The organism is Pseudomonas nicosulfuronedens, assembly GCF_005877905.1.
Classification (GTDB): Bacteria; Pseudomonadota; Gammaproteobacteria; order Pseudomonadales; family Pseudomonadaceae; genus Pseudomonas; species Pseudomonas nicosulfuronedens.
Genome location: NZ_SWDV01000003.1, coordinates 279,287 through 298,231, shown reverse-complemented (window position 1 = coordinate 298,231; position 18,945 = coordinate 279,287). Strand labels below are relative to the sequence as shown.

At 66.5% G+C, this 18,945-nt stretch carries 22 protein-coding genes; 8 read left to right on the top strand and 14 right to left on the bottom strand.

The window, feature by feature from the left end; genetic code table 11:
• The first annotated feature begins 38 nt into the window (after window positions 1-38).
• From FAS41_RS05305 to FAS41_RS05295, 3 genes are all read left to right on the top strand, one after another.
• Window positions 39-239 carry a hypothetical protein gene (locus FAS41_RS05305; RefSeq protein ID WP_024765957.1) on the top strand — a complete coding sequence of 67 codons (201 nt, stop codon included), beginning with the start codon at window positions 39-41 and terminating at the stop codon, window positions 237-239.
• Between the two features lie 182 nt (window positions 240-421).
• Window positions 422-1,531, top strand: coding sequence for an AI-2E family transporter (locus tag FAS41_RS05300; RefSeq protein ID WP_138520571.1), 1,110 nt, complete (start codon window positions 422-424; stop codon window positions 1,529-1,531).
• 53 nt (window positions 1,532-1,584) lie between these two features.
• On the top strand, window positions 1,585-2,193 hold the full coding sequence (locus FAS41_RS05295; RefSeq protein ID WP_171049440.1) for a DUF4893 domain-containing protein: 609 nt from the start codon (window positions 1,585-1,587) through the stop codon (window positions 2,191-2,193).
• Window positions 2,194-2,202: 9 nt separating this feature from the next.
• Here the strand turns inward: FAS41_RS05295 and FAS41_RS05290 are convergent, their stop codons facing one another.
• Window positions 2,203-2,826, bottom strand: a complete 624-nt coding sequence (locus tag FAS41_RS05290) for a hypothetical protein (protein WP_138520569.1) — start codon at window positions 2,824-2,826, stop codon at window positions 2,203-2,205.
• 104 nt (window positions 2,827-2,930) lie between these two features.
• On the opposite strand from FAS41_RS05290, the gene FAS41_RS05285 reads away from it, so the two are divergent.
• A complete protein-coding gene (locus FAS41_RS05285; protein WP_138520568.1) occupies window positions 2,931-3,653 on the top strand; it encodes an RNA pseudouridine synthase in 723 nt (240 codons plus the stop codon).
• Between the two features lie 248 nt (window positions 3,654-3,901).
• Entirely contained in the window at window positions 3,902-4,168 is a 267-nt protein-coding gene (locus FAS41_RS05280) for a hypothetical protein (RefSeq protein WP_138215053.1), read from the top strand.
• Between the two features lie 19 nt (window positions 4,169-4,187).
• Here FAS41_RS05280 and FAS41_RS05275 read toward each other — a convergent pair whose 3' ends face one another.
• From FAS41_RS05275 to FAS41_RS05265, 3 genes are all read right to left on the bottom strand, one after another.
• Window positions 4,188-5,012 (bottom strand): enoyl-CoA hydratase/isomerase family protein, encoded by an 825-nt coding sequence (locus FAS41_RS05275; protein ID WP_138520567.1) that lies wholly within the window; start codon window positions 5,010-5,012, stop codon window positions 4,188-4,190.
• 82 nt (window positions 5,013-5,094) lie between these two features.
• Window positions 5,095-6,909 (bottom strand): monovalent cation:proton antiporter-2 (CPA2) family protein, encoded by a 1,815-nt coding sequence (locus tag FAS41_RS05270; RefSeq protein ID WP_138520566.1) that lies wholly within the window; start codon window positions 6,907-6,909, stop codon window positions 5,095-5,097.
• Window positions 6,910-6,967: 58 nt separating this feature from the next.
• Window positions 6,968-7,681 carry a lipoate--protein ligase family protein gene (locus FAS41_RS05265; RefSeq protein ID WP_138520565.1) on the bottom strand — a complete coding sequence of 238 codons (714 nt, stop codon included), beginning with the start codon at window positions 7,679-7,681 and terminating at the stop codon, window positions 6,968-6,970.
• Between the two features lie 240 nt (window positions 7,682-7,921).
• On the opposite strand from FAS41_RS05265, the gene FAS41_RS05260 reads away from it, so the two are divergent.
• Entirely contained in the window at window positions 7,922-9,124 is a 1,203-nt protein-coding gene (locus FAS41_RS05260) for a GGDEF domain-containing protein (RefSeq protein ID WP_171049439.1), read from the top strand.
• A 182-nt stretch (window positions 9,125-9,306) separates the two neighbouring features.
• On the opposite strand, the gene FAS41_RS05255 is transcribed toward FAS41_RS05260, so the two are convergent.
• From FAS41_RS05255 to ccmA, 10 genes are all read right to left on the bottom strand, one after another.
• Window positions 9,307-9,714 (bottom strand): hypothetical protein, encoded by a 408-nt coding sequence (locus FAS41_RS05255; protein ID WP_138520564.1) that lies wholly within the window; start codon window positions 9,712-9,714, stop codon window positions 9,307-9,309.
• A 24-nt stretch (window positions 9,715-9,738) separates the two neighbouring features.
• Complete coding sequence (gene ccmI, locus FAS41_RS05250) at window positions 9,739-10,950, bottom strand: c-type cytochrome biogenesis protein CcmI (RefSeq protein WP_138520563.1); 1,212 nt, start codon at window positions 10,948-10,950, stop codon at window positions 9,739-9,741.
• The gene (locus FAS41_RS05245; protein WP_138520562.1) at window positions 10,947-11,417 is read right to left on the bottom strand and encodes a cytochrome c-type biogenesis protein; all 471 of its coding nucleotides are present in this window, start codon (window positions 11,415-11,417) and stop codon (window positions 10,947-10,949) included. The genes ccmI and FAS41_RS05245 overlap by 4 nt, the downstream gene beginning before the upstream one ends.
• Window positions 11,414-11,956, bottom strand: coding sequence for a thiol:disulfide interchange protein DsbE (gene dsbE / locus FAS41_RS05240; RefSeq protein WP_138520561.1), 543 nt, complete (start codon window positions 11,954-11,956; stop codon window positions 11,414-11,416). The genes FAS41_RS05245 and dsbE overlap by 4 nt, the downstream gene beginning before the upstream one ends.
• A gap of 2 nt (window positions 11,957-11,958) precedes the next feature.
• Entirely contained in the window at window positions 11,959-13,932 is a 1,974-nt protein-coding gene (locus FAS41_RS05235) for a heme lyase CcmF/NrfE family subunit (protein ID WP_138520560.1), read from the bottom strand.
• A gap of 1 nt (window position 13,933) precedes the next feature.
• Window positions 13,934-14,419 carry a cytochrome c maturation protein CcmE gene (gene ccmE, locus FAS41_RS05230; protein ID WP_138520559.1) on the bottom strand — a complete coding sequence of 162 codons (486 nt, stop codon included), beginning with the start codon at window positions 14,417-14,419 and terminating at the stop codon, window positions 13,934-13,936.
• Window positions 14,416-14,592, bottom strand: coding sequence for a heme exporter protein CcmD (gene ccmD, locus FAS41_RS05225; protein ID WP_138520558.1), 177 nt, complete (start codon window positions 14,590-14,592; stop codon window positions 14,416-14,418). Before ccmD ends, ccmE begins: the two co-directional genes overlap by 4 nt.
• Window positions 14,589-15,335 carry a heme ABC transporter permease gene (locus FAS41_RS05220; RefSeq protein WP_088416741.1) on the bottom strand — a complete coding sequence of 249 codons (747 nt, stop codon included), beginning with the start codon at window positions 15,333-15,335 and terminating at the stop codon, window positions 14,589-14,591. Before FAS41_RS05220 ends, ccmD begins: the two co-directional genes overlap by 4 nt.
• A 65-nt stretch (window positions 15,336-15,400) precedes the next feature.
• Window positions 15,401-16,072, bottom strand: a complete 672-nt coding sequence (ccmB, locus tag FAS41_RS05215) for a heme exporter protein CcmB (protein ID WP_054907301.1) — start codon at window positions 16,070-16,072, stop codon at window positions 15,401-15,403.
• A complete protein-coding gene (gene ccmA, locus FAS41_RS05210; RefSeq protein WP_138520557.1) occupies window positions 16,069-16,725 on the bottom strand; it encodes a cytochrome c biogenesis heme-transporting ATPase CcmA in 657 nt (218 codons plus the stop codon). Before ccmA ends, ccmB begins: the two co-directional genes overlap by 4 nt.
• Window positions 16,726-16,996: 271 nt before the next feature.
• Here ccmA and fliK point away from each other — a divergent pair, with 271 nt between their 5' ends.
• On the top strand, window positions 16,997-18,607 hold the full coding sequence (gene fliK / locus FAS41_RS05205) for a flagellar hook-length control protein FliK (RefSeq protein WP_138520556.1): 1,611 nt from the start codon (window positions 16,997-16,999) through the stop codon (window positions 18,605-18,607).
• Window positions 18,604-18,945 carry an EscU/YscU/HrcU family type III secretion system export apparatus switch protein gene (locus tag FAS41_RS05200; RefSeq protein WP_138520555.1) on the top strand — a complete coding sequence of 114 codons (342 nt, stop codon included), beginning with the start codon at window positions 18,604-18,606 and terminating at the stop codon, window positions 18,943-18,945. The genes fliK and FAS41_RS05200 overlap by 4 nt, the downstream gene beginning before the upstream one ends.

The window sequence follows — 18,945 nt, the reverse complement described above, 5'->3', positions numbered from 1 at the left end:
TTTGATGTACAATGGGCGGCCAATTTGCGCAGACAGGTATGGCAGATATGACTACCAAGCCCTCCACCCGCCAGAAAGCCGCCCCCAAGGCCCCCGCCGCGACCGCGACCAGCGAAGCGCTGGAAGCCCAGATCGCCGCCTTCCTGAACTCCGGCGGTGAGATCCAGCAGATCGCCAAGGGCGTGACCGGTCAGAACTACGGCGCACCGAGCCGCCACATCAGCCTCGGCAAGAAGTAATACCCCGCTGGCAAGCCTGCCGACCCTCGGCAGGCTGCCCGCCTCCCCCGCTCCCTCCCGCGTTTTTCACGATCTCTCCGCAATACCGATCCTGCTTTATTGCCTGATTACCTTGCACTCGGGCAGAGTCCGCCGATAGTTAGGACTGGGCCGAATCGCGCCCCCTTGCAAGGAGCACCCCCATGATGCCCTCCCCGGAAAAGCTGCTGTCGCGCAACCTGCTCGATGTGCTGATCCGTGCCGGTCTGATTCTATTGCTGGCCCTGTTCTGCTTCCGCATCTTCCATCCCTTCCTCGATCTGATGCTCTGGTCGGTGATCCTCGCCATCACCCTCTACCCGCTGCACCAGTTGCTCAGCGGCTGGCTGGGTGGTCGGACGAACAGCGCGGCAACGCTGATCGTGATCCTGGGCCTGGTGATCCTGCTGGTGCCGGTGGTGGTGATCGGCATGTCGATGGCCGACTCGGTACGCGACCTGGTCCACGCCATCCAGAACCGCACCCTGCAGATCCCGCTGCCACCGGACTCGGTGCAGAACTGGCCTGTGATCGGGCAGTACGTCTATCCCTTCTGGAACCGCGTCGCCACCGACTTCATGGGCGTGGTCCACCAGATGGCCCCGCACCTGCAGGGCGTAGCCAAGACCCTGGCCGGCCAGGCGGCTGGCGCCGGCATGGGCCTGATGCAGTTCCTCGCGGCGTTCGTCATCGCCGGGATCATCATGGCCTACGGCGAACTGGGTAACCGAACTTCCTGCGACATCGCCATCCGCATCTCCGGCCCGGAGCGCGGGCCTGGGCTGGCCGAGTTGTGCACCGGTACCATTCGGGCAGTCGCCCAGGGTGTGGTAGGCGTTGCCTTCATCCAGACGATGATTCTGGGCCTGGGCTTCGTCGTCATGGGCATCCCCGGAGCCGGCCTGCTGGCCCTGGGCGTCCTGCTGCTGGGGATCACCCAGTTGCCGGTCGTGCTGATCACCCTGCCGGCGATCGTGTATGTGTTCATGACCAACGATTCGCTGCTGGTCGCCATCCTGTTCACGATATGGACCATGGCCGGCGGCCTCAGCGACAACGTGCTCAAGCCACTGATGTTCGGCCGCGGCGGCAAGGTACCGATGCCGGTGATCCTGATCGGCGCCCTGGGCGGCATGCTCAGCAACGGCATCATTGGCCTGTTTGTCGGGCCGGTGGTACTGGCCCTGGGTTACGAGCTGTTCATGTCCTGGGTCCACGAGCGCGAAGCCCCCACCCCGCCGCCGGTCGAATCCCCCGGCCAGACCACCCCCTGATCCCCTCGCCCGCGGCATGAGCCGTGGGCATTCACCGCAACGGAATGCACACGATGTCCAAACGCTGCTCCCTCACTGCCGCCGTGCTAACTGCCGGCCTGCTGCTCTCCCCGCTGGCTTTCGCCGAAGAGGCTGCCATCGTGTGGCCGGCTGTGGTCAATGCCGCCGACCAGCAACGCCTGACCACCCTCGACGCGCAGGTCAGGCAACTGCTCGACCAGCTCCAGCAGAGCGAAGACGAAACCACCCGCAACGAAGCGCTGAACCTCTACCGCATCGTGCTGGAAGACCCGGAACCGCTCACCGATGCTGCCCTCACCGGCAACTGGAAATGCCGTTCGGTGCAACTCGAAGCCCAGGCGCTGTATGGCTACCCGAACTTCAAGTGCTCGGTGCGGCAAACGCCCAAGGGCCTGTTCCTGGAGAAGACCAGTGGCTCGCAGCGCATCAGCGGCTACCTGCAGCGCCTGGATGACAAGCAGTTGGTGTTCGTCGGCGGCGCCTCGGTCAACGACGACCCACAGGTCGGCTATAGCGGGCTGGAGCAGTCCGCGGCGCGCGAGACCGACGTGGTCGGCGTGGTGCGCAACTCCTACGACGGCTTCGTGCTGCTGGTGCCCGAACAACTGGGCGGCTACAACCTGTTCCGCTTCACCCGCTGAGCCTCGCTCTCAAAGCAGAGCGACCATCTCCTTGAGCGTCACCGCCCAGGTACCCTTCGCGTTGAGGTAGCGATAGCCGAAGCGCGAGCCATTGGCCTGGGTGGTGAGCACCGCATTCCAGGCCAGCCCACGCTGCAGGTCATGGGCAGGATCGAGCAGGAAGAAGGCGTCCTCGCTCATCCCCACCGCCAGACACCAGTGGCGGATATCGCTGGCCTTGCGCCCGTGGAAGCCCAACACCACCGGAATGTTCTCCTCCAGATGCCGCCGGGTCAGTTCGACCATCCGCGTACCATTGCCGCGCTCGACGCGATATTCCTTATCGCTGATGACCTTGAGCAGCTCCAGCAGGTCGGCGCCGGTGGTGCCGACGCGCACCAGCGTCTCGTGCTGGTTCAGCGCCTCCATCAGCCGCCCGTAGCGGGTCCGCGAATCCACCGGCGCCAACCCCTTGGCCTGACGCCGCGCCAACTGGTTGCGGGCGAGCATGGCCATCACCAGGCAGTACGGCCCGCAGGCGCCGTCCATGTCGCCCTGGCGCAGGTGCACCTTCTCGCCGCGCCGGTTGATCAGGCCGCCGCTGCCCTGTTCGTCCAGGTCCCAACCCAGGCCGTCGATCAGAGTGATCCGCATCGCGCTTCCTCGTTGCTTGGTCTGAGCTTGTGACTGACCAAGGCGCGGATCATTCCACCGGCTTGCGGTTACAATGGCGGCTTTCCCCTGCCTGGTTACCCGAAATGTCCGAAGCCATCCGCCTGTCCAAGCGCCTCGCCGAGCTGCTGCCCTGTTCGCGCCGCGACGCCGAGCTGTACATCGAGGGTGGCTGGGTCACGGTCGACGGCCAGCGCGTGGAGGAGCCGCAGTTCAAGGTCGACACCCAGCGCATCGAACTGCTGCCGGGCGCCTCTCCCGATCCGATTCCGCCGGTGACCATCCTCGTGCACAAGCCGGTCGGCCTGGGCAGCGGCAACGGCGCCAACTCCGCCCAACAACTGCTGACGCCGGACAAGCGCTGGACCGAGGACAACCTGCAGCAGCGCCTGCTGCGCAAGCACTTCGGCCACCAGTTCAACACCACCGTGCTGGAGACCGATGCCAGCGGCCTGCTGGTCTACACCCAGAGCCGCGGCGTGCAGCGCCGGCTGGTGGACGAGGCGGACAATATCGAGCACGAGTACGTGGTCGAAGTCAGCGGGCAGATCGCCGACAACGGCCTGAAGCGTCTCTGCCGCGGCATGCTCATCGATGGCCGCGAGCTGCCGCCGCTGAAGGTCAGCTGGCAGAGCGAAAACCGCCTGCGCTTCGCCGGCAAGCAGTTCCGCCCCGGCCAGATTGCCGCCATGTGCCGTGCCGTCGGCCTGCACGCCGTGTCGATCCGCCGCCTGCGCCTGGGCGGCGTTGCCATGGGCAAGCTGCCCGTCGGCCAGTGGCGCTTCCTGCAACCGGGCGAGAAGTTCTGAGCGTCTACCAGACCAAGGTCGCAGGCGCCCGCGAGTAACCAGGGCGCCTCTCTAACTCGCGGCTTCCGGCCGCTATCGATAACGTCGATAGTCACCAGTCGACGCATTCAGTTCTCTTGATAGTCCGCGCGCGGCATCTTGGCCCCATCAACTCGCTGGCAGGAGATTCGCCGGCCCCGCAGTCGGGCCGCAGGGGCGAACAAGCTACTCGCGAGACGCCCCCAACGGATCGTCAAGAGGACACCACCATGCAAGTCATTCTCGATTTCCTGCTGCTCGTTGGCTCCCTGGTGGAGCTGCTGCTGTACGTCGCCCTGGCCAGCGTCGTGCTCGCTACCACGCTGCTGGCCGGCGGCATCGCCGTACTGACCCTGCGTTCGCCGGGCTCGGCCGTGGTCATCCCCGACCGGCGCCCCTCGGTCAGCCGTCAGCCGCGTCCGGCGGTGAAACACCAACTAGCCCGGCCGGTACTGGTCGCCGTGGCGAACGAACCGATCCTGGCGAAGACCGCGTGACGCAGCCCTCCCCAGCGATTCAGCCCGGGTAGCGCCCGAGCGCGGCTCCCAAGTCGCGCTCCAGTTCCCCGTCCTGCTGGCCGCCATTGTCCATCATCCAGCGCACCCGCTCCAGCGTCCCCGGCGCGGACATGTCACCGACGAAGCGCTGCGACTCCTCCACCAGCGCTGCCTGATCAGCCGCCGTCACCTGCTCCACCACTGCCTTCACATGGGCGATGCCCGCCGCCGGGAAGGCCGCGATGCGTCGCGCCAGAGCCTCGCAGAACCCTTCCAGCTCCGCGTCCGGCAGCGCCCGGTTGATCCAGCCATAGCGCTCCGCCGTGTCCGCGTCGAAATCCTCCCCCCCCAGACAGACCTCCAGCGCCCTGCCCCGCCCCAGCAGTTGCGCCAGGCGCACTGTGCCGCCCGCGCCGGGTAACAGGCCGACCGCCACTTCCGGCTGGCCGAGCAACGCGCGCTCACGGGAGGCAAAGCGCATGTCCAGCGCCAGGAGGAATTCGCTGCCGGCACCACGCGCGCGGCCGCGCAACTCGCCGATGGTGACCTGCGGCAGCCGGCTGAAGCGGCTGAACAGCGCGCTGAGCGGGCTGGCCATGCCGGCAGGCAGCTTCATCGGCGGCGCGTCCAGCTGGCTGCCGAGATCGTAGTGGGCAAGGAAGAAATCCGGGTTGGCGCTGCGCAGCAGCACCACGCGGGTGTCGCTGTCGCGCTCCAGCTCATCGGCCAGGTGCAGCAGGTCGATGACCATGGCGCGGTCGACCAGGTTGATCGGCGGGTGACTGAAGCTCACCACGGCAACGCCGTCGCGATCTTCGCGGGTGAAAGTGCGGTAGTCGCTCATCGATGGGCCTCCGTTGCGAAGGCCCGAGGATGCGCCGGGGCGCACACGCCGCCCCAGCACTATCGATGTGCGGAATGGCCAGTCAGTGGTGACCGATACCCTGGTCTTCGAGGTGGTCCGCCTCGAACAGGGTTTCCAGTTCCTTGCGCGCTTCGCGGGCGGTCTGGATCACCGCGGTCTCGTCGTCGTAGACGCGGTACTGGGCCATCAGCACCGCTTCGTCGTGGCGCTTGAAGCGGCGGATGCGTGCACCGACCTGTTCCTCGTTCAGGCCCAGGCCGGTGAGCAGCAGACGGCTCATCTCCAGGCTGGAGTGGAAGGTCTCGCGCACCGGCGTCGCGTCGGCATCCAGCAAGTGATAGACGTGCTGGCGGTTGCGCGCCCGACCGATGACCTTGATGTGCGGGTACAACTTGCGCACCAGGCGCGCGGTCTCGATGTTGGTCTGCGGATCATCGGTGGCGACGACGAAGAACTCGGCCTTCTCCACCTGGGCGGCACGGAGGATTTCCGGGCGCAGCGGGTCGCCGTAGAAGATCGGGATGTTGCCGTAGCTGCGCGTCAGTTCGATGGTATCCACCGAAGTGTCCAGCGCCACGAAGGGTACGCCCTGGGCGCGCATGATACGGGCAACCACCTGGCCCATCCGCCCCATGCCGGCGATCACCACGCGCGGTGCATCGTCCGGCAATTGGCTGTATTCCGGCGGCGGCTCGCGCAGCACGGCGGGCTTGGGCTTGATGCTGCGCGCCAGCGCCAGTACCAGCAGCGGCGTCATCGCCATGGACAGAGTGATGCACAGCACCAGCAACGAATGCAGCTTGCCGTCCATAAGCCCCTGGGCCAAGGCCAGCTTGAACACCACGAAAGCGAACTCACCGCCGGCGCCCAGCAGAACGCCCAGGCGGATTGCCGAGACCTTGTCCAGCCCGCCGGCCAGCCGGCCGATGAGGAACAGCAGCGGCAACTTGATGCCCACCAGCAGGAGGGTCAGGCCCAGCACCACGAGAGGCTCGCTCTTGAGCAGGCCAAGGTCGGCGCTCATGCCCACGCTGATGAAGAACAAGCCGAGCAGCAGGCCCTTGAAGGGTTCGATCTGCGCTTCCAGTTCGTGGCGGTATTCCGAATCCGCCAGCAGCAGGCCGGCGAGGAAAGCGCCCAGGCCCATGGACACACCGGCCCACTCCATCAGCCAGGCGGTGCCGACTACCACCAGCAGCGCGGTGGCGGTGGACAGGTCGGCCTGACCGGTACGGGCCACCGAGCGGAACACCGGGCGCAGCAGGAAGCGCCCGCCGATGACGACCACGGCGATGCTGCCGACCACTTCCATGACGTGGGCCAGGTCACCGCCGGGCGCCGCCGAATCGGCACGTGCGCCGAGCAGCGGGATCATCGCGATCAGCGGGATCGCGGCAATGTCCTGGAACAGCAGGATGGCGAAGCCGAGGCGGCCGTAGGGGCTGTTCAGTTCCTTGCGTTCGGCGAGGATCTGCAGGCCGAAGGCGGTGGAGGACAGTGCCAAGCCGCCGCCCAGCACGACCGATGTATTCACCGGCATGTCGAAGGCCAGCGCTGCGACGCTGCCAATGGCCAGGCCAGTGAGCAGCACCTGCGCCAGGCCCACGCCAAACACCTGCTTGCGCATCACCCACAGGCGCTTGGGCGAGAGCTCCAGGCCGATGATGAAGAGCAACAGCACGACGCCCAGCTCGGACAGGCTGGCGACGCTTTCAGGATTGTCGATCAGGCCCAGCAGGTAGGGGCCGATGATTACACCGGCCAGCAGGTAGCCCAGCACGGCACCGAGTTGCAGGCGCTTGGCCAGCGGCACCATGAACACCGCCGCAAGCAGGAAGACCACTGCCGACTGCAGGTAATTCGTCCCATGTTCCATGTATCAAGACTCCTTGGAAGGGTTGGGGCGAAGCGAAGATCCACCCACGTCGTTCAAATCAGACATCCAGCGCCACGCCCTCGGCCACCAGGTGCCGCTGGAACTGCCCGGCCAGCGCATCCACCTGGTCCCAGGGCTGCTCGTAACGCTCTTCCAGCGCCACATGACTGCTGGCGCGCACGCGGGCTTCAAGCCCACAGTGCTCATAAAAGGCGTTCACCGCCGCGACCATCGGCTCGCGCTGGTTCTCCATCAGGATGGCACCGTGAGCCAGCACCACGTAGCGCCCGTCGCTGGGCCGGCGGCGCCACCGCTGTGCGGTGCCCACCAGCTTGCGACCGCCCAGGTTGACGTTGTAGCGGCCATCGCAAAAAGCGCCTTCCACTTCCCCCAGGCCCGGATCGAGGCCAAGGGCAGCCAACCAGTCGCATAGCGGCTGGCACAGGCGCAGGTAGGCGGTCTCGATGCGCGTCTGCTCGTTGTCGCCCGGCGGGATCGCGTAGACCAGTGCAACATTTAGCACCCCGGCGGACTGCGGCACTGGCTCGCCGCCAGTGTCACGCAGGGCGATAGGCCAACCTAGCCCGGCACAGGCGGCCTCGGCGGCGGCAAAGCCCTCCAGGCGGCTCAGCCGGCGCGGCATCACCAGGGACTGTTCCTGTGGGCTCCAGAACAGCAGGCCGCTATCGCGCTCACCGGCGAAGGTGGCGTCGAGCAGCGCGCGCTCGGCGTCCAGGCCCTGTTGCGCCGACAGTCGTTTCACTCTATTCATGACAGCGTCCTGGGGTTCATGGCAGCGTCCTTGGATTCACCGGGTTGCGGACTATGCCCGCCGTGGGCTTATCCGACAATGTTCCAAGCCAATTTGTTGCCACGCTCGGAAATTTCAGCGTAGCGGGCTGTGACTGCCGCGCTGTCGCGCCAAGTCACGTCGATTTCAATCTGCACCGCAGCGAAGCGGCGCTGCGTCTATCCTGCTACGGGCCGGCACTTGCGCAGGAGGCCAGAGCCCGTGTCCAGGACGTTGCTCCAGCGACTGCACCACGCCATCGCGGTCAACGACGCGCTGGCGCTGCCGATCGCCCGGGAAAACCTGCGGCGCCTGTATTTCTCCGCCTTGCTGGCGGTACCTTTCGACCTGATCCACATCCTGGTCTTCCGCCTCAATCTGCAGGGTTCCAGCCCCGAGTATGACGGCTGGCGGCTGGATATCATCCGCGTCCACGCCGTGGTCGCCGTGTTCTTCACCTTCCTCGGCCTGCTGGCCTGGCTGGCCTCGTCGCCGCGCCGAGGCGCGGCGTTGCGCTACATGCAGACCCTCACCGTGCTGGGCAGCACGCTGTTGCTGGGCTTCGGCATCGCCATCACTGGCGCCGACCAGCAGGTCACCAGCAGCATCACGCCCTTCCTCATGGCCTCGGTGGCCACCGCCCTGATTATCCTGTTGCGCCCGAGCCTGGCCGTCGTCCTCTATATCCTCGCCCTGGCCGCCTTCGAGCTGACCATGGCGCTGACCCAGGCCAGCCCGCAGCTGCGCCTGTCGAACCAGATGGGCGGGTTGACCATCTGCGGTATCGGCCTGGTGCTGTCTTTCATCCTCTGGCACAGCCATGTGCGAAACCTGCGCCAGCGCGAGTTCCTCCGCCAGCAACGGCTGGAACTGGAAGAAAAGAACCGCCAGCTCGAGTACCTCGCCGGCCACGACCCCCTGACCGGACTGTTCAACCGCCGCCAGTTCGACCAACTGGTGGGCATGGAGCTATCGCGCGCTGCCCGCCAGCCTGCACCGATCAGCCTGCTCATGGTGGACCTGGATCATTTCAAGTTCATCAACGACCGCTACGGCCACCCGCTGGGCGACGAAGTCATCCGCCACACCGCCAGCCTGCTGAGGAACTACACCCGCACCGGCGACAGCGTGGCGCGCCTGGGCGGCGAGGAATTCCTGCTGCTGTTGCCCGACACCTCCCAGCCCCAGGCGCGAGTCATCGCCGAGAAGGTGCGCCGGCTGCTGGAGGAAACCCCGCTGCCGATGAAGGACGGCCTGCTCTACCTCACCGCAAGTTTCGGCATCGCCTGCCTGGAGTCCGGCGTGCCCGGAACCTATGAGGGGCTCTACGCGGCGGCGGACAAGGCGCTGTACAAGGCCAAGGCGAGCGGGCGCAATCGGGTGGAGGTGATCGAACTGGGAACGGAGATGGGGACGTTCGACTGAGCATCAGCCTGGCTGGGTGCTGCCGGATGGCGTAGGAGCGGACTCCGTCCGCGATTGGCTGGCCGTGCTGCAGGGTTGCCCGGAGCGGTGATGAAATGATCGCGGACCGAGTCCGCTCCTACACACCCTGCGAGACCGTAATGGCGCATCCCGATGAAATTAACGGTTCGCGCGAGGGCGCGTTACTGCGCGTACTTGCGGGTCAGCCCCGGCGGTACGCCGCTGCTGTCGGTTTCGGTCCAGGGGCCCTGCGGGCCGACGCCCCAGTACCAGCCGTTGTCCCAGTGGTAGTAGGTGCGCTGGCGATAGAAGAGGTCTTTCTGGCCCTGGATCACATAGACCCCGAGGCTGGCGTCCCAGCGGCCCTTGCCGCCGGGCGGCGGGGCAAACTGGGTCGGGCGCTTGGTCGCAGTCGCCGGCTTGGACGGCTGCGGGGTGATCGGCGAGCTGGAGGTCTTGGCCGGCGGGATCGGCTTGCTCGGCTGCGAGGGCGGAGGCGTCTGCACGGGCGGTTGCTCCGGCTGCTGCGGTTGCACCACGCAACCACCCAAAACCAGCATGGCGCCCAGCGCCAATACTCTGCCCTTCATTCGCTCAACCCTCTCTTGTTCGTCTTACTTCTGGTCCGGGCTGTCGATGGTCACGCTCTGTTCGCCCGCGTTGGCAGTAGACAACGCTTCGCTGCGTCCGATCCATTCGCCGGTGATGGCATTGCCAGCGCGGGAGATCCGGGCGACGAGCTGCACCTGCGGATGCTGCGACAGTTTGAGCTGCGGCATCATCGCGTCGGCGTCGCTCAGCGACACCTCGCTGGGCAGGTCGGAGACCTTCAGGCGTTTCACCGCCAACGGCATCGGCGGGCCACTCACGGCGCGGGCGAAGACGAACACGCTGTCGTCCGGCTTGACCTGACCTTTCACGGCGGCGGTCAGGTCGACCTTCACCTTCAGGGTCACGCCAGCTGGTTGCGCGACCGCGGGTGCTTGCGGCGGCGTCTGGCCTTTCTCGACCATTTTCTGACGAGCACGCTCAATGCCACCGGCAATGGCTTCGCGGGACGGGTCGTCCTGCGGCAGCACGGCGACCAGACGGCCCCAGTAGTCGATGGCGTCGGCGTACTTCTCGTCCTCGAAAGCGGCGATGCCGAGCAGGCCCAGGGTCGTGACTTCCTCTGGGTCCTTCTTCAGCGCTTCATCGGCCAACCCGAGCACTTCCGGGGTCAGCGCCTTGTCGCCGGCGAAGTACAGCGCCTGCGCCCACTGGCCGAGCACTTCCGGCTGGCGACCGGACAGGCGCGCGGCCTGCTCGAAGGCCTTGGCGGCATCGGCGGCGCGGTTCTGGGTCATGTAGGTGCGACCGAGGAAGTACCAACCTTCGGCGGAGTCCGGCTGGGCCTGCACGGCGCGCTCCAGGCGCGTGGTCATCTCTTCCATGGAGTGCGGCGCAGTGGCGAACTCGCGGGCCAGGGCGACCTTGTCGCTGGCACCCCAGTGCAGGTAAAGACCCAGGCCGAGGAACGGCAGGACCAGCGCCACGATCAGCGGCGCCGCACGGCCGAGGCGGGCGCGGCGGTCTTCGCTGGCGCCCTCGGTATCGGACAGCAGCTCACGGGCCGCTTCGCCGCGGCCGGCTTCGAGCTGGGCGTCGTCGAGGGTCCCGGCGTCACGCTGGGCGGTCAGTTCGGCCAGGCGCTCCTGGTACAGAGCGACGTTGAGGGCGGTACGGTCTTCCTCGGCCTGGGCCTTGCGGCCGCGCAGCAGAGGGACGAGGAGGAATGCCAGGGCCACCAGCAACAGCAGGCCGGCGGCGAGCCAGAAATCGATCATTTGTCTTGGTTATCCAGCAATTGGTCGAGACGCGCCTGCTCCTCGGCGGACAGCGTGGTGGAAGTGGCAGCGGCCGGGCGACGGCGGCGCGCGACGATGGCACCGATGACGATCACACCCAGCCCCAGCAACGCGGCAGGGCCGAACCAGAGCAGCCAGGTGCGCTCGCTGACTTCGGGCTTGTAGCGCACGAACTCGCCGTAGCGGTCGACCATGTAGTCGACGATCTGCTGGTTGCTCTTGCCAGCCGCCATCTGGGTATAGATCTGCTTGCGCAGGTCGGCGGCGATCGGCGCGTTGGAGTCGGCGATGTCCTGGTTCTGGCACTTGGGGCAGCGCAGCTCGGTGGTCAGGTCACGGAAGCGCGCACGCTCGGCGTCATTGGCAAACTCGTAGGTATCGATGGCGGCGTGGGCGATGCCGGTGAGGCACAGCCCGAACACCGCGGCGGCAAGCAGACGCTTCATTTGCCCTCCGCTTCGTCGACCAGGCCCTGGTAGATCGGCGCGAGCTGTTCACGCCAGACCTTCTCGTCAACGGCGCCGACCAGCTTGTGGCGGATGATGCCGTCCTTGTCGATGATGTAGGTCTCCGGTGCGCCATAGACGCCCAGGTCCAGGCCCAGGGTGCCCTGCGCATCGGCGATGTTCAGCAGATAGGGGTTGTGCAGCTCCTTGAGCCACTTCTGCGCGGCGGCGCCATCGTCCTTGTAGTTGATGCCGTAGATCACCACGCCCTTGGCGGCAAGATCGGTGAGCACCGGGTGCTCGAAGCGGCAGGTCGGGCACCAGGTGCCCCAGACGTTGACCAGCGCCGGCTTACCCTTGAGGTCGGCCTCGGTGTAGGTCTTGCCCGGCTCGGTGACGTTGGGCAGGGAGAACGCCGGGAACGGTTTGCCGATCAGCGCCGAGGGCAGTTCGCTGGGGTCCAGCCACAGGCCACGGAAGAGGAATACCGCGACGACCAGGAAGATCGCCAGGGGCAACAGCAGGATCGCACGCTTCACACTCAGGCTCCCTGTCCGGCGAGGCCCAGGGCCTCGCGTACACGCGTTTTCACTTTCAGCCGGTAGCGACGGTCGAGCGCCGCCAGCACGCCGCCCAGGGCCATCAGCAGGCCGCCGAGCCAGATGAAGCGCACGAAGGGCTTGATGTGCACGCGCACGGCCCAGGCGCCGTTATCCAGCGGCTCCCCCAGGGCGACGTAGAGGTCGCGGGTCAGGCTGCCGTGGATGCCGGCTTCGGTCATCATGGAGTTCTGCACACTGTACAGGCGCTTCTCCGGGTGCAAGGTGGCGACTTCCGAACCGTTGCGAGTCACCAGGACGGTGCCCTTGTCGGAGGTGAAGTTCGGGCCTTCGAAGTGGTGGGTACCTTCGAAGCGGAACTGGTAGCCGGCCAGTTCCACCGACTCGCCCGGCGCCATGCGCAGGTCGCGCTGGGCGCTGAACTGGCTGGTGAGGACCACGCCGATGGCGCAGATGGCAATGCCGAAGTGCGCCAGCTGCATGCCCCAGTAGCTGCGGTTCAGGCCCGCGGCGCCGGCAATCACGCCCTTGTGGCGGACTTTGTCGAAGAAGTCGCGCACACCGGCCAGCACCACCCAGGCGGCCAGCATGAACACGGTCAGCACTTCCCAGTGCAGCTCGCCATACAGGAAGCTGCCCAAGCCGCCCAGCACCACGGTGCCGATCAGCACCGGGGTGAGCATGTTGCGCAGCCAGCGCGTCGGGGTGTCCTTCCAGCGCACCAGCACGCCGACCGCCAGGGCCAGCATGAGGATGGCGATCAACGGCACGAACAGCGCATTGAAGTACGGTGGGCCGACCGACAGCTTGGCGCCGCTGATAGCGTCGAGCACCAGCGGGTAGAGGGTGCCCAGCAGGATCATCGAGGCGGTGACCACCAGGATCAGGTTATTGAGCAGCAGCAGGGTCTCGCGGGACCACAGGGCAAAACCGACCTGGCTCTTGACCACCGGCGCGCGCAGGGCGAACAGCGTCAGTGAGCCACCGACCACCACCAGCAGGAAGGCGAGGATGAACACGCCGCGCTCGGGGTCCGAGGCGAAGGCATGCACCGAAGTCAGTACGCCGGAGCGGACCAGGAAGGTACCCAGCAGGCTCAGGGAGAAGGCCGCGATGGCCAGCAGCACGGTCCAGCTCTTGAACACGCCGCGCTTCTCGGTCACCGCCAGCGAGTGGATCAGCGCCGTGCCCACCAGCCAGGGCATGAAGGAGGCGTTTTCCACCGGGTCCCAGAACCACCAGCCGCCCCAGCCCAGTTCGTAGTAGGCCCACCAGGAGCCGAGCACGATGCCGACACCGAGGAAGGTCCAGGCCACCAGGGTCCACGGACGCGACCAGCGCGCCCAGGCGGCGTCGAGACGACCGCCGAGCAGGGCGGCGATGGCAAAGGCGAAGGCCACCGAGAAGCCCACGTAGCCCATGTAGAGCATCGGCGGGTGGAAGATCAGGCCCGGGTCCTGCAGCAACGGGTTGAGGTCGTTGCCGTCCGCCGGCACCTGCGGCAGCAGGCGGCTGAAAGGGTTGGAGGTGATGATCAGGAACAGCAGGAAACCGGTGCTGATCATGCCCATCACGGCCAGCACGCGGGCCAGCATCACTTCCGGCAGTTGGCGGGAGAATACCGACACGGCGAAGGTCCAGCCGCCCAGGATCAGTGCCCAGAGCAGCAGCGAGCCTTCGTGGGCGCCCCACACGGCGCTGAACTTGTAGAACCAGGGCAGCGCGCTGTTGGAGTTGCTGGCGACGTAGGCCACCGAGAAATCATCGTGGAGGAAGGCCCAGGTCAGGCAGCCGAAGGAGAACAGCAGGAAGGCGAACTGCCCCCAGGCTGCCGGGCGCGCCAGGCTCATCCACTGACGATCGCCGCGCCAGGCGCCGACCAGCGGGAAAAAGGACATCACCAGCGCCATGCACAGCGCGAGGATCAGCGAAAGGTGGCCGAGTTCGGGAACCATGTCAGTTGCTCCCCTGTTGCGGCGCAGCGCCGCCATTCTGGCTGGCTTCGTAGTGCTCCAGCTTGCCGCTGTCCTTGAGCGCCTTGGTGACTTCCGGCGGCATGTACTTCTCGTCGTGCTTGGCCAGGACTTCGTCGGCGGTCAGCACGCCGGCTTCGTCGATCTTGCCCAGGGCGACGATGCCCTGCCCTTCGCGGAACAGGTCCGGCAGGATGCCGCGGTATTTCACCGTGACCTCCTTGGCGAAGTCGGTGACCACGAATTCGACGTCCAGCGAGTCCCCCGAGCGCTTGAGCGAGCCCTTCTCCACCATGCCGCCGGCGCGGATGCGCGTGTCGTGCGGCGCCTCGCCATTGGCGATCTGGGTCGGGGTATAGAACAGGTTGATGTTTTCCTGCAGGGCCGACAGCGCCAGGCTGACGGCGACGCCCACGCCGGCGACGATGGCGAGGACGATGTACAGACGCTTCTTGCGGACCGGATTCACTTGCTGGCCTCCCGGCGCAGACGACGCGCCTCTTCTTGCAGGTAACGCCGGCGCGCCACGATCGGCGAGACGACGTTGATCGCCAGGACCACCGCGCAGATGGCGTAGGCGGACCACACGTAAGGGCCATGGTGTCCCATGGCGAGGAAATCGGAGAAGGACTGGAAACTCATAGCGCGCGCTCCACCTCGGCCTTGACCCAGCTCGCGCGGGCTTCGCGCTTGAGCACTTCCAGGCGCATGCGCATCATCAGCACCACGGCGAAGAAGCAGTAGAAACCGGCAACCATCATCAGCAGCGGGATCCACATCTCCGGCGGCATCGGCGGCTTCTCGGTGAGGGTGAAGGTGGCCGGCTGGTGCAGGGTGTTCCACCAGTCCACCGAGTACTTGATGATCGGGATGTTCACCACACCGACGATGGCCAGCACGGCGCAGGCCTTGGCCGCACTGTCTCTGTTAGTGATGGCCTGGCCGAGAGCGATGATGCCGAAATACAGGAACAGCAGGATCAGCATCGAAGTCAGGCGCGCGTCCCAGACCCACCAGGCGCCCCAGGTCGGCTTGCCCCAGATGGCGCCGGTGACCAGCGCGACGAAGGTCATCCAGGCGCCGATAGGCGCGGCGCACTGCACGGCGACGTCGGCGATCTTCATCTTCCAGATCAGCCCGACCGCGCCGGCCACCGCCAGCATCACGTAGCAGGACTGGGCGAGGAACGCCGCCGGCACATGGATGTAGATGATCCGGAAGCTGTTGCCCTGCTGGTAGTCCGGCGGCGCGAAGGCCAAGCCCCAGACGGTGCCGGCAACCATCAGCAGGATCGCGGCGACCGCGAACCAGGGCATCCAGCGTCCGCTGATCTCGTAGAACCACTTGGGCGAGCCAAGCTTGTGAAACCAAGTCCAGTTCATCATCAGGCTCTGTAATTCAAAGCTCTAGTCTGCCGCCGGTGCCGCTTCCCAGCCCGGCGATCGTTCGTTCACTCGCCGACGCTGATCTTCAGCCCGGCGGCGATGGCAAAGGGCGTCAGCGTCAATGCTAACGCCGTCAGGCTGGCCAACCACAACAGGTGCCCGGCGGTGGGCAGCCCCTGCAGCGACGCCTGCAGTGCTCCGCTGCCCAGGATCAGCACCGGAATGTAGAGCGGCAGGATCAGCAAGGCCAGCAGCAGGCCGCCTCGCTTCAGGCCCACGGTGAGCGCCGCGCCCACGGCGCCCAGCAGACTCAGCACCGGGGTGCCCAGCAGTAGCGACAGCAGCAGGTCCGGCAGGCAGCGCGCCGGCAAGCCCAGCATCAGGGCGAACAGCGGTGACAGCAGCACCAGGGCCAGCCCTGAAACCAGCCAGTGTGCCAGCACTTTGGCCAGGACCAGTAGTGGCAGAGGGTGCGGCGAAAGGACCCACTGTTCTAAAGAACCATCCTCGAAATCGCTGCGGAACAGGCCATCCAGCGACAGCAGCACCGCCAGCAAAGCCGCGACCCAGACCAGCCCCGGCGAGAGGTTCTTGAGCATTTCCGATTCGGGGCCGACCGCCAGCGGGAACAGCGCGATGACGATGGCGAAGAACACCAAAGGATTAGCCAGCTCCGCCGGACGGCGGAACAGCAGGCGCGCTTCGCGGGCGAGCAGCAGGGTGAAGACGTTGCTCATCGCGCCGCCACCTCCCGTGCGTGCTGGCCGAGGTCGAGGGCGCGGTAGCCTTGCGGCATGCGTTCGAGGGTGTGGTGGGTAGTCAGCACGACCAGGCCACCGCGTTCGCAATGGCCAGCCAGGTGCTCTTCCAGCTGCGCCACGCCCTGCTTGTCCAGGGCGGTAAAGGGTTCGTCGAGGATCCACAGCGGCGGCGCGTCCAGGTAAAGGCGCGCCAGGGCCACGCGGCGCTGCTGGCCGGCGGACAGGGTATGGCAGGGAACGTCCTCGAAGCCGCGCAGGCCAACGGCTTCCAGTGCTTGCCAGATGGCATCGCGGTTGGCCGGCTGGTGCAGGGCGCAGAGCCAGGCAAGGTTTTCCTCGGCGGTGAGCAGGCCTTTGATGCCGGCGGCGTGGCCTATCCACAGCAGCAGGCGAGCCAGTTCATGGCGCTGCTCGATCAGCGGCTTGCCATTGAGCAGCACCTCGCCGGCAGTGGGCTGCATCAGCCCGCTGAGCAGGCGCAGCAGGCTGGTCTTGCCGCTGCCGTTGGGGCCGACGATCTGTAGCATTTCGCCGGCGCCCAGTCGCAAATCGAGACGCTCGAACAGCATGCGCCAGTCCCGCTCGCAGGCGAGCGCCACGGTTTCGAGGAGGGGATGGTTCAAGGGCATCGGCAACCGTCGGGCAGAAAACAGTCAGTGGTGCAAAAAAGCGGCCATACCGCGCGGGCCGCCAAGCACGGCCTCGGGCGGCGCATTATACACAGCCGTTCCTACGCCCGACGTCAGGTTTTTCGACAGGGTGTAACGTCAAATCAGCGCACCTTGAGCTGGGTCTATGCGCAGCCGCCGCCCTGCCCTCCTGCCGCCGGACGGTCTAAAGTGCGCGCAACCGCCGCCGATACACTGGGCGCACCCCCGTCACGCCGCCTGCAGGTCCACGATGCCGAGTGAAATTGGCGCTTCCCGTCCGCTACCGCCTACCCCGTCGCTGCGCAGCACGCAGAGCGCGGCCGAGCTGACGCTCAAGCTCGCGCAGAGTCTCGGCGACCTGTTGCCGCCCGGAGACAAGGCCCACGCGGAAGTACTGGCTGTGCGCGACGGGCAGGTGAATTTCCAGCTGCTGCTGCGCCTGACCATGGCCAGCGGCCAGCAAGCCCTGCTGGTGGCGGAAAGCCCGCAGGCGCTGCCCAAGGGCAGCACCCTGCAACTTTCGACGCTGAACCAGACCAGCCTCGCCGCCACCCTGCTGACCCAACCAAGCCTCGGCCCACTCGGCCTTGGCGGCGCCAGCCAGGCACCGCTGGGCAGTCTCGACCTCGATGTGCTGCCGGTTGGCACGCTGATCCAGGGCAAGGTGGACGCCAGCCAATTGATCGCCCAGGGCAAGGCCGAACAGGTGGTCTACAAGGTGCTGGTAACCCTGCTCAACACGCCGCTGGCCGGGCGCCAGCTGAGCCTCGAATCACCCAACCCGTTACCGCTCAACAGCCTGCTCAGCGCCCGCGTGCAGGACCAGCAGGCCCTGCAGTTCCTGCCCATGAACGCCCGCCTGGACCAGCTCGACCTGAGCCTTCAACTCGGCGCCCAGCAGAACCGCCAGGGCCCGCTGGATAACCTGTTCAAGGCACTGCAAGGCGTCGGCAACAACCCGGACTTGAGCCCGGAATTGCGCCAGTCGGTGGACAAGTTGCTCGGCGCGCTGCCCGACATCCGCCAGCTCAGTGATGCCAAGGGCGTGGCCCAGGCCTTCCAGCAAAGCGGCGCCTTCCTCGAAGGGCAGCTGCTGCGCGGAGTGGAGGGTTTGCCCCAGGATCTCAAGGCCAACCTGCTGCGGCTGATCGCCCAACTGCTGCCTACCGTCCAGGGTGGAACGGCAGCGGCGGTGCTCGGCAACCTGCCGGGCACCGCCCTGGCCGGCGCCAACAACCTGGCACAAGCCATGCCGGCGTTCGTACGCAATGCCCTCGGCGTGATTGGCCAGACCAGTGGGCGCACACCGCCACCGGTCAGCTTTCCGCTCCCCGGCCGGCTGGCCAATGAGCTGGAAGAAGAAGGCGATCTCGAATCGCTGCTCAAGCTGGCCGCCGCTGCGGTCTCTCGCCTGCAGACCCACCAGTTGGGCAGCCTGGCGCAAAGCGACGTGCTACCCGATGGCACGGTAGTGAATACCTGGCAGCTGGAAATCCCCCTGCGCCATCAACAGCAGATGGTGCCGATCCAGGTGCGTATCCAGCAGGAAGAAAAAGACAGCCCGGCAAGCGAGCGCGAGCAGCAGACGCGCGAAATGCTCTGGCGCGTCGATCTAGCCTTCGACCTGGACAGCCTTGGCCCGCTGCAAGTCCAGGCCACTCTGGCCCACGGCAGCATCGGCACCCAACTGTGGGCCGAACACGCCGCCACCGCCAACCTCATCGATGGCGAACTGGGCACGCTGCGCCAACGCCTGAACGACGCCGGCCTTACCGTGGGCGAGCTGAGCTGCCGCCAGGGCAAGCCGCCCCAGGGCGCGCGCACGGCGGTGGAACAACGCTGGGTGGACGAGACCGCATGAAGAAGCCCAGAAAGGCACCACGCCAGGCCATCGCACTCAACTACGACGGGCAGAGCGCGCCGACCCTCACCGCCAAGGGCGACGATGAACTGGCGGAAACCATCCTCGCCATCGCCCGCCACCACGAGGTGCCGATCTACGAGAATGGCGAGCTGGTGCGCCTGCTGGCGCGCCTGGAACTGGGAGACGCGATTCCCGAAGCGCTTTACCGCACCATCGCCGAGGTCATTGCCTTCGCCTGGTACCTCAAGGGCAAGAGCCCGCTGAACGACAAGCCAGGGGCACCGCCCGACGCGATGCCCCTGTTGCTGGAAGGCCCGGACTCCCGGCGCAGGTAG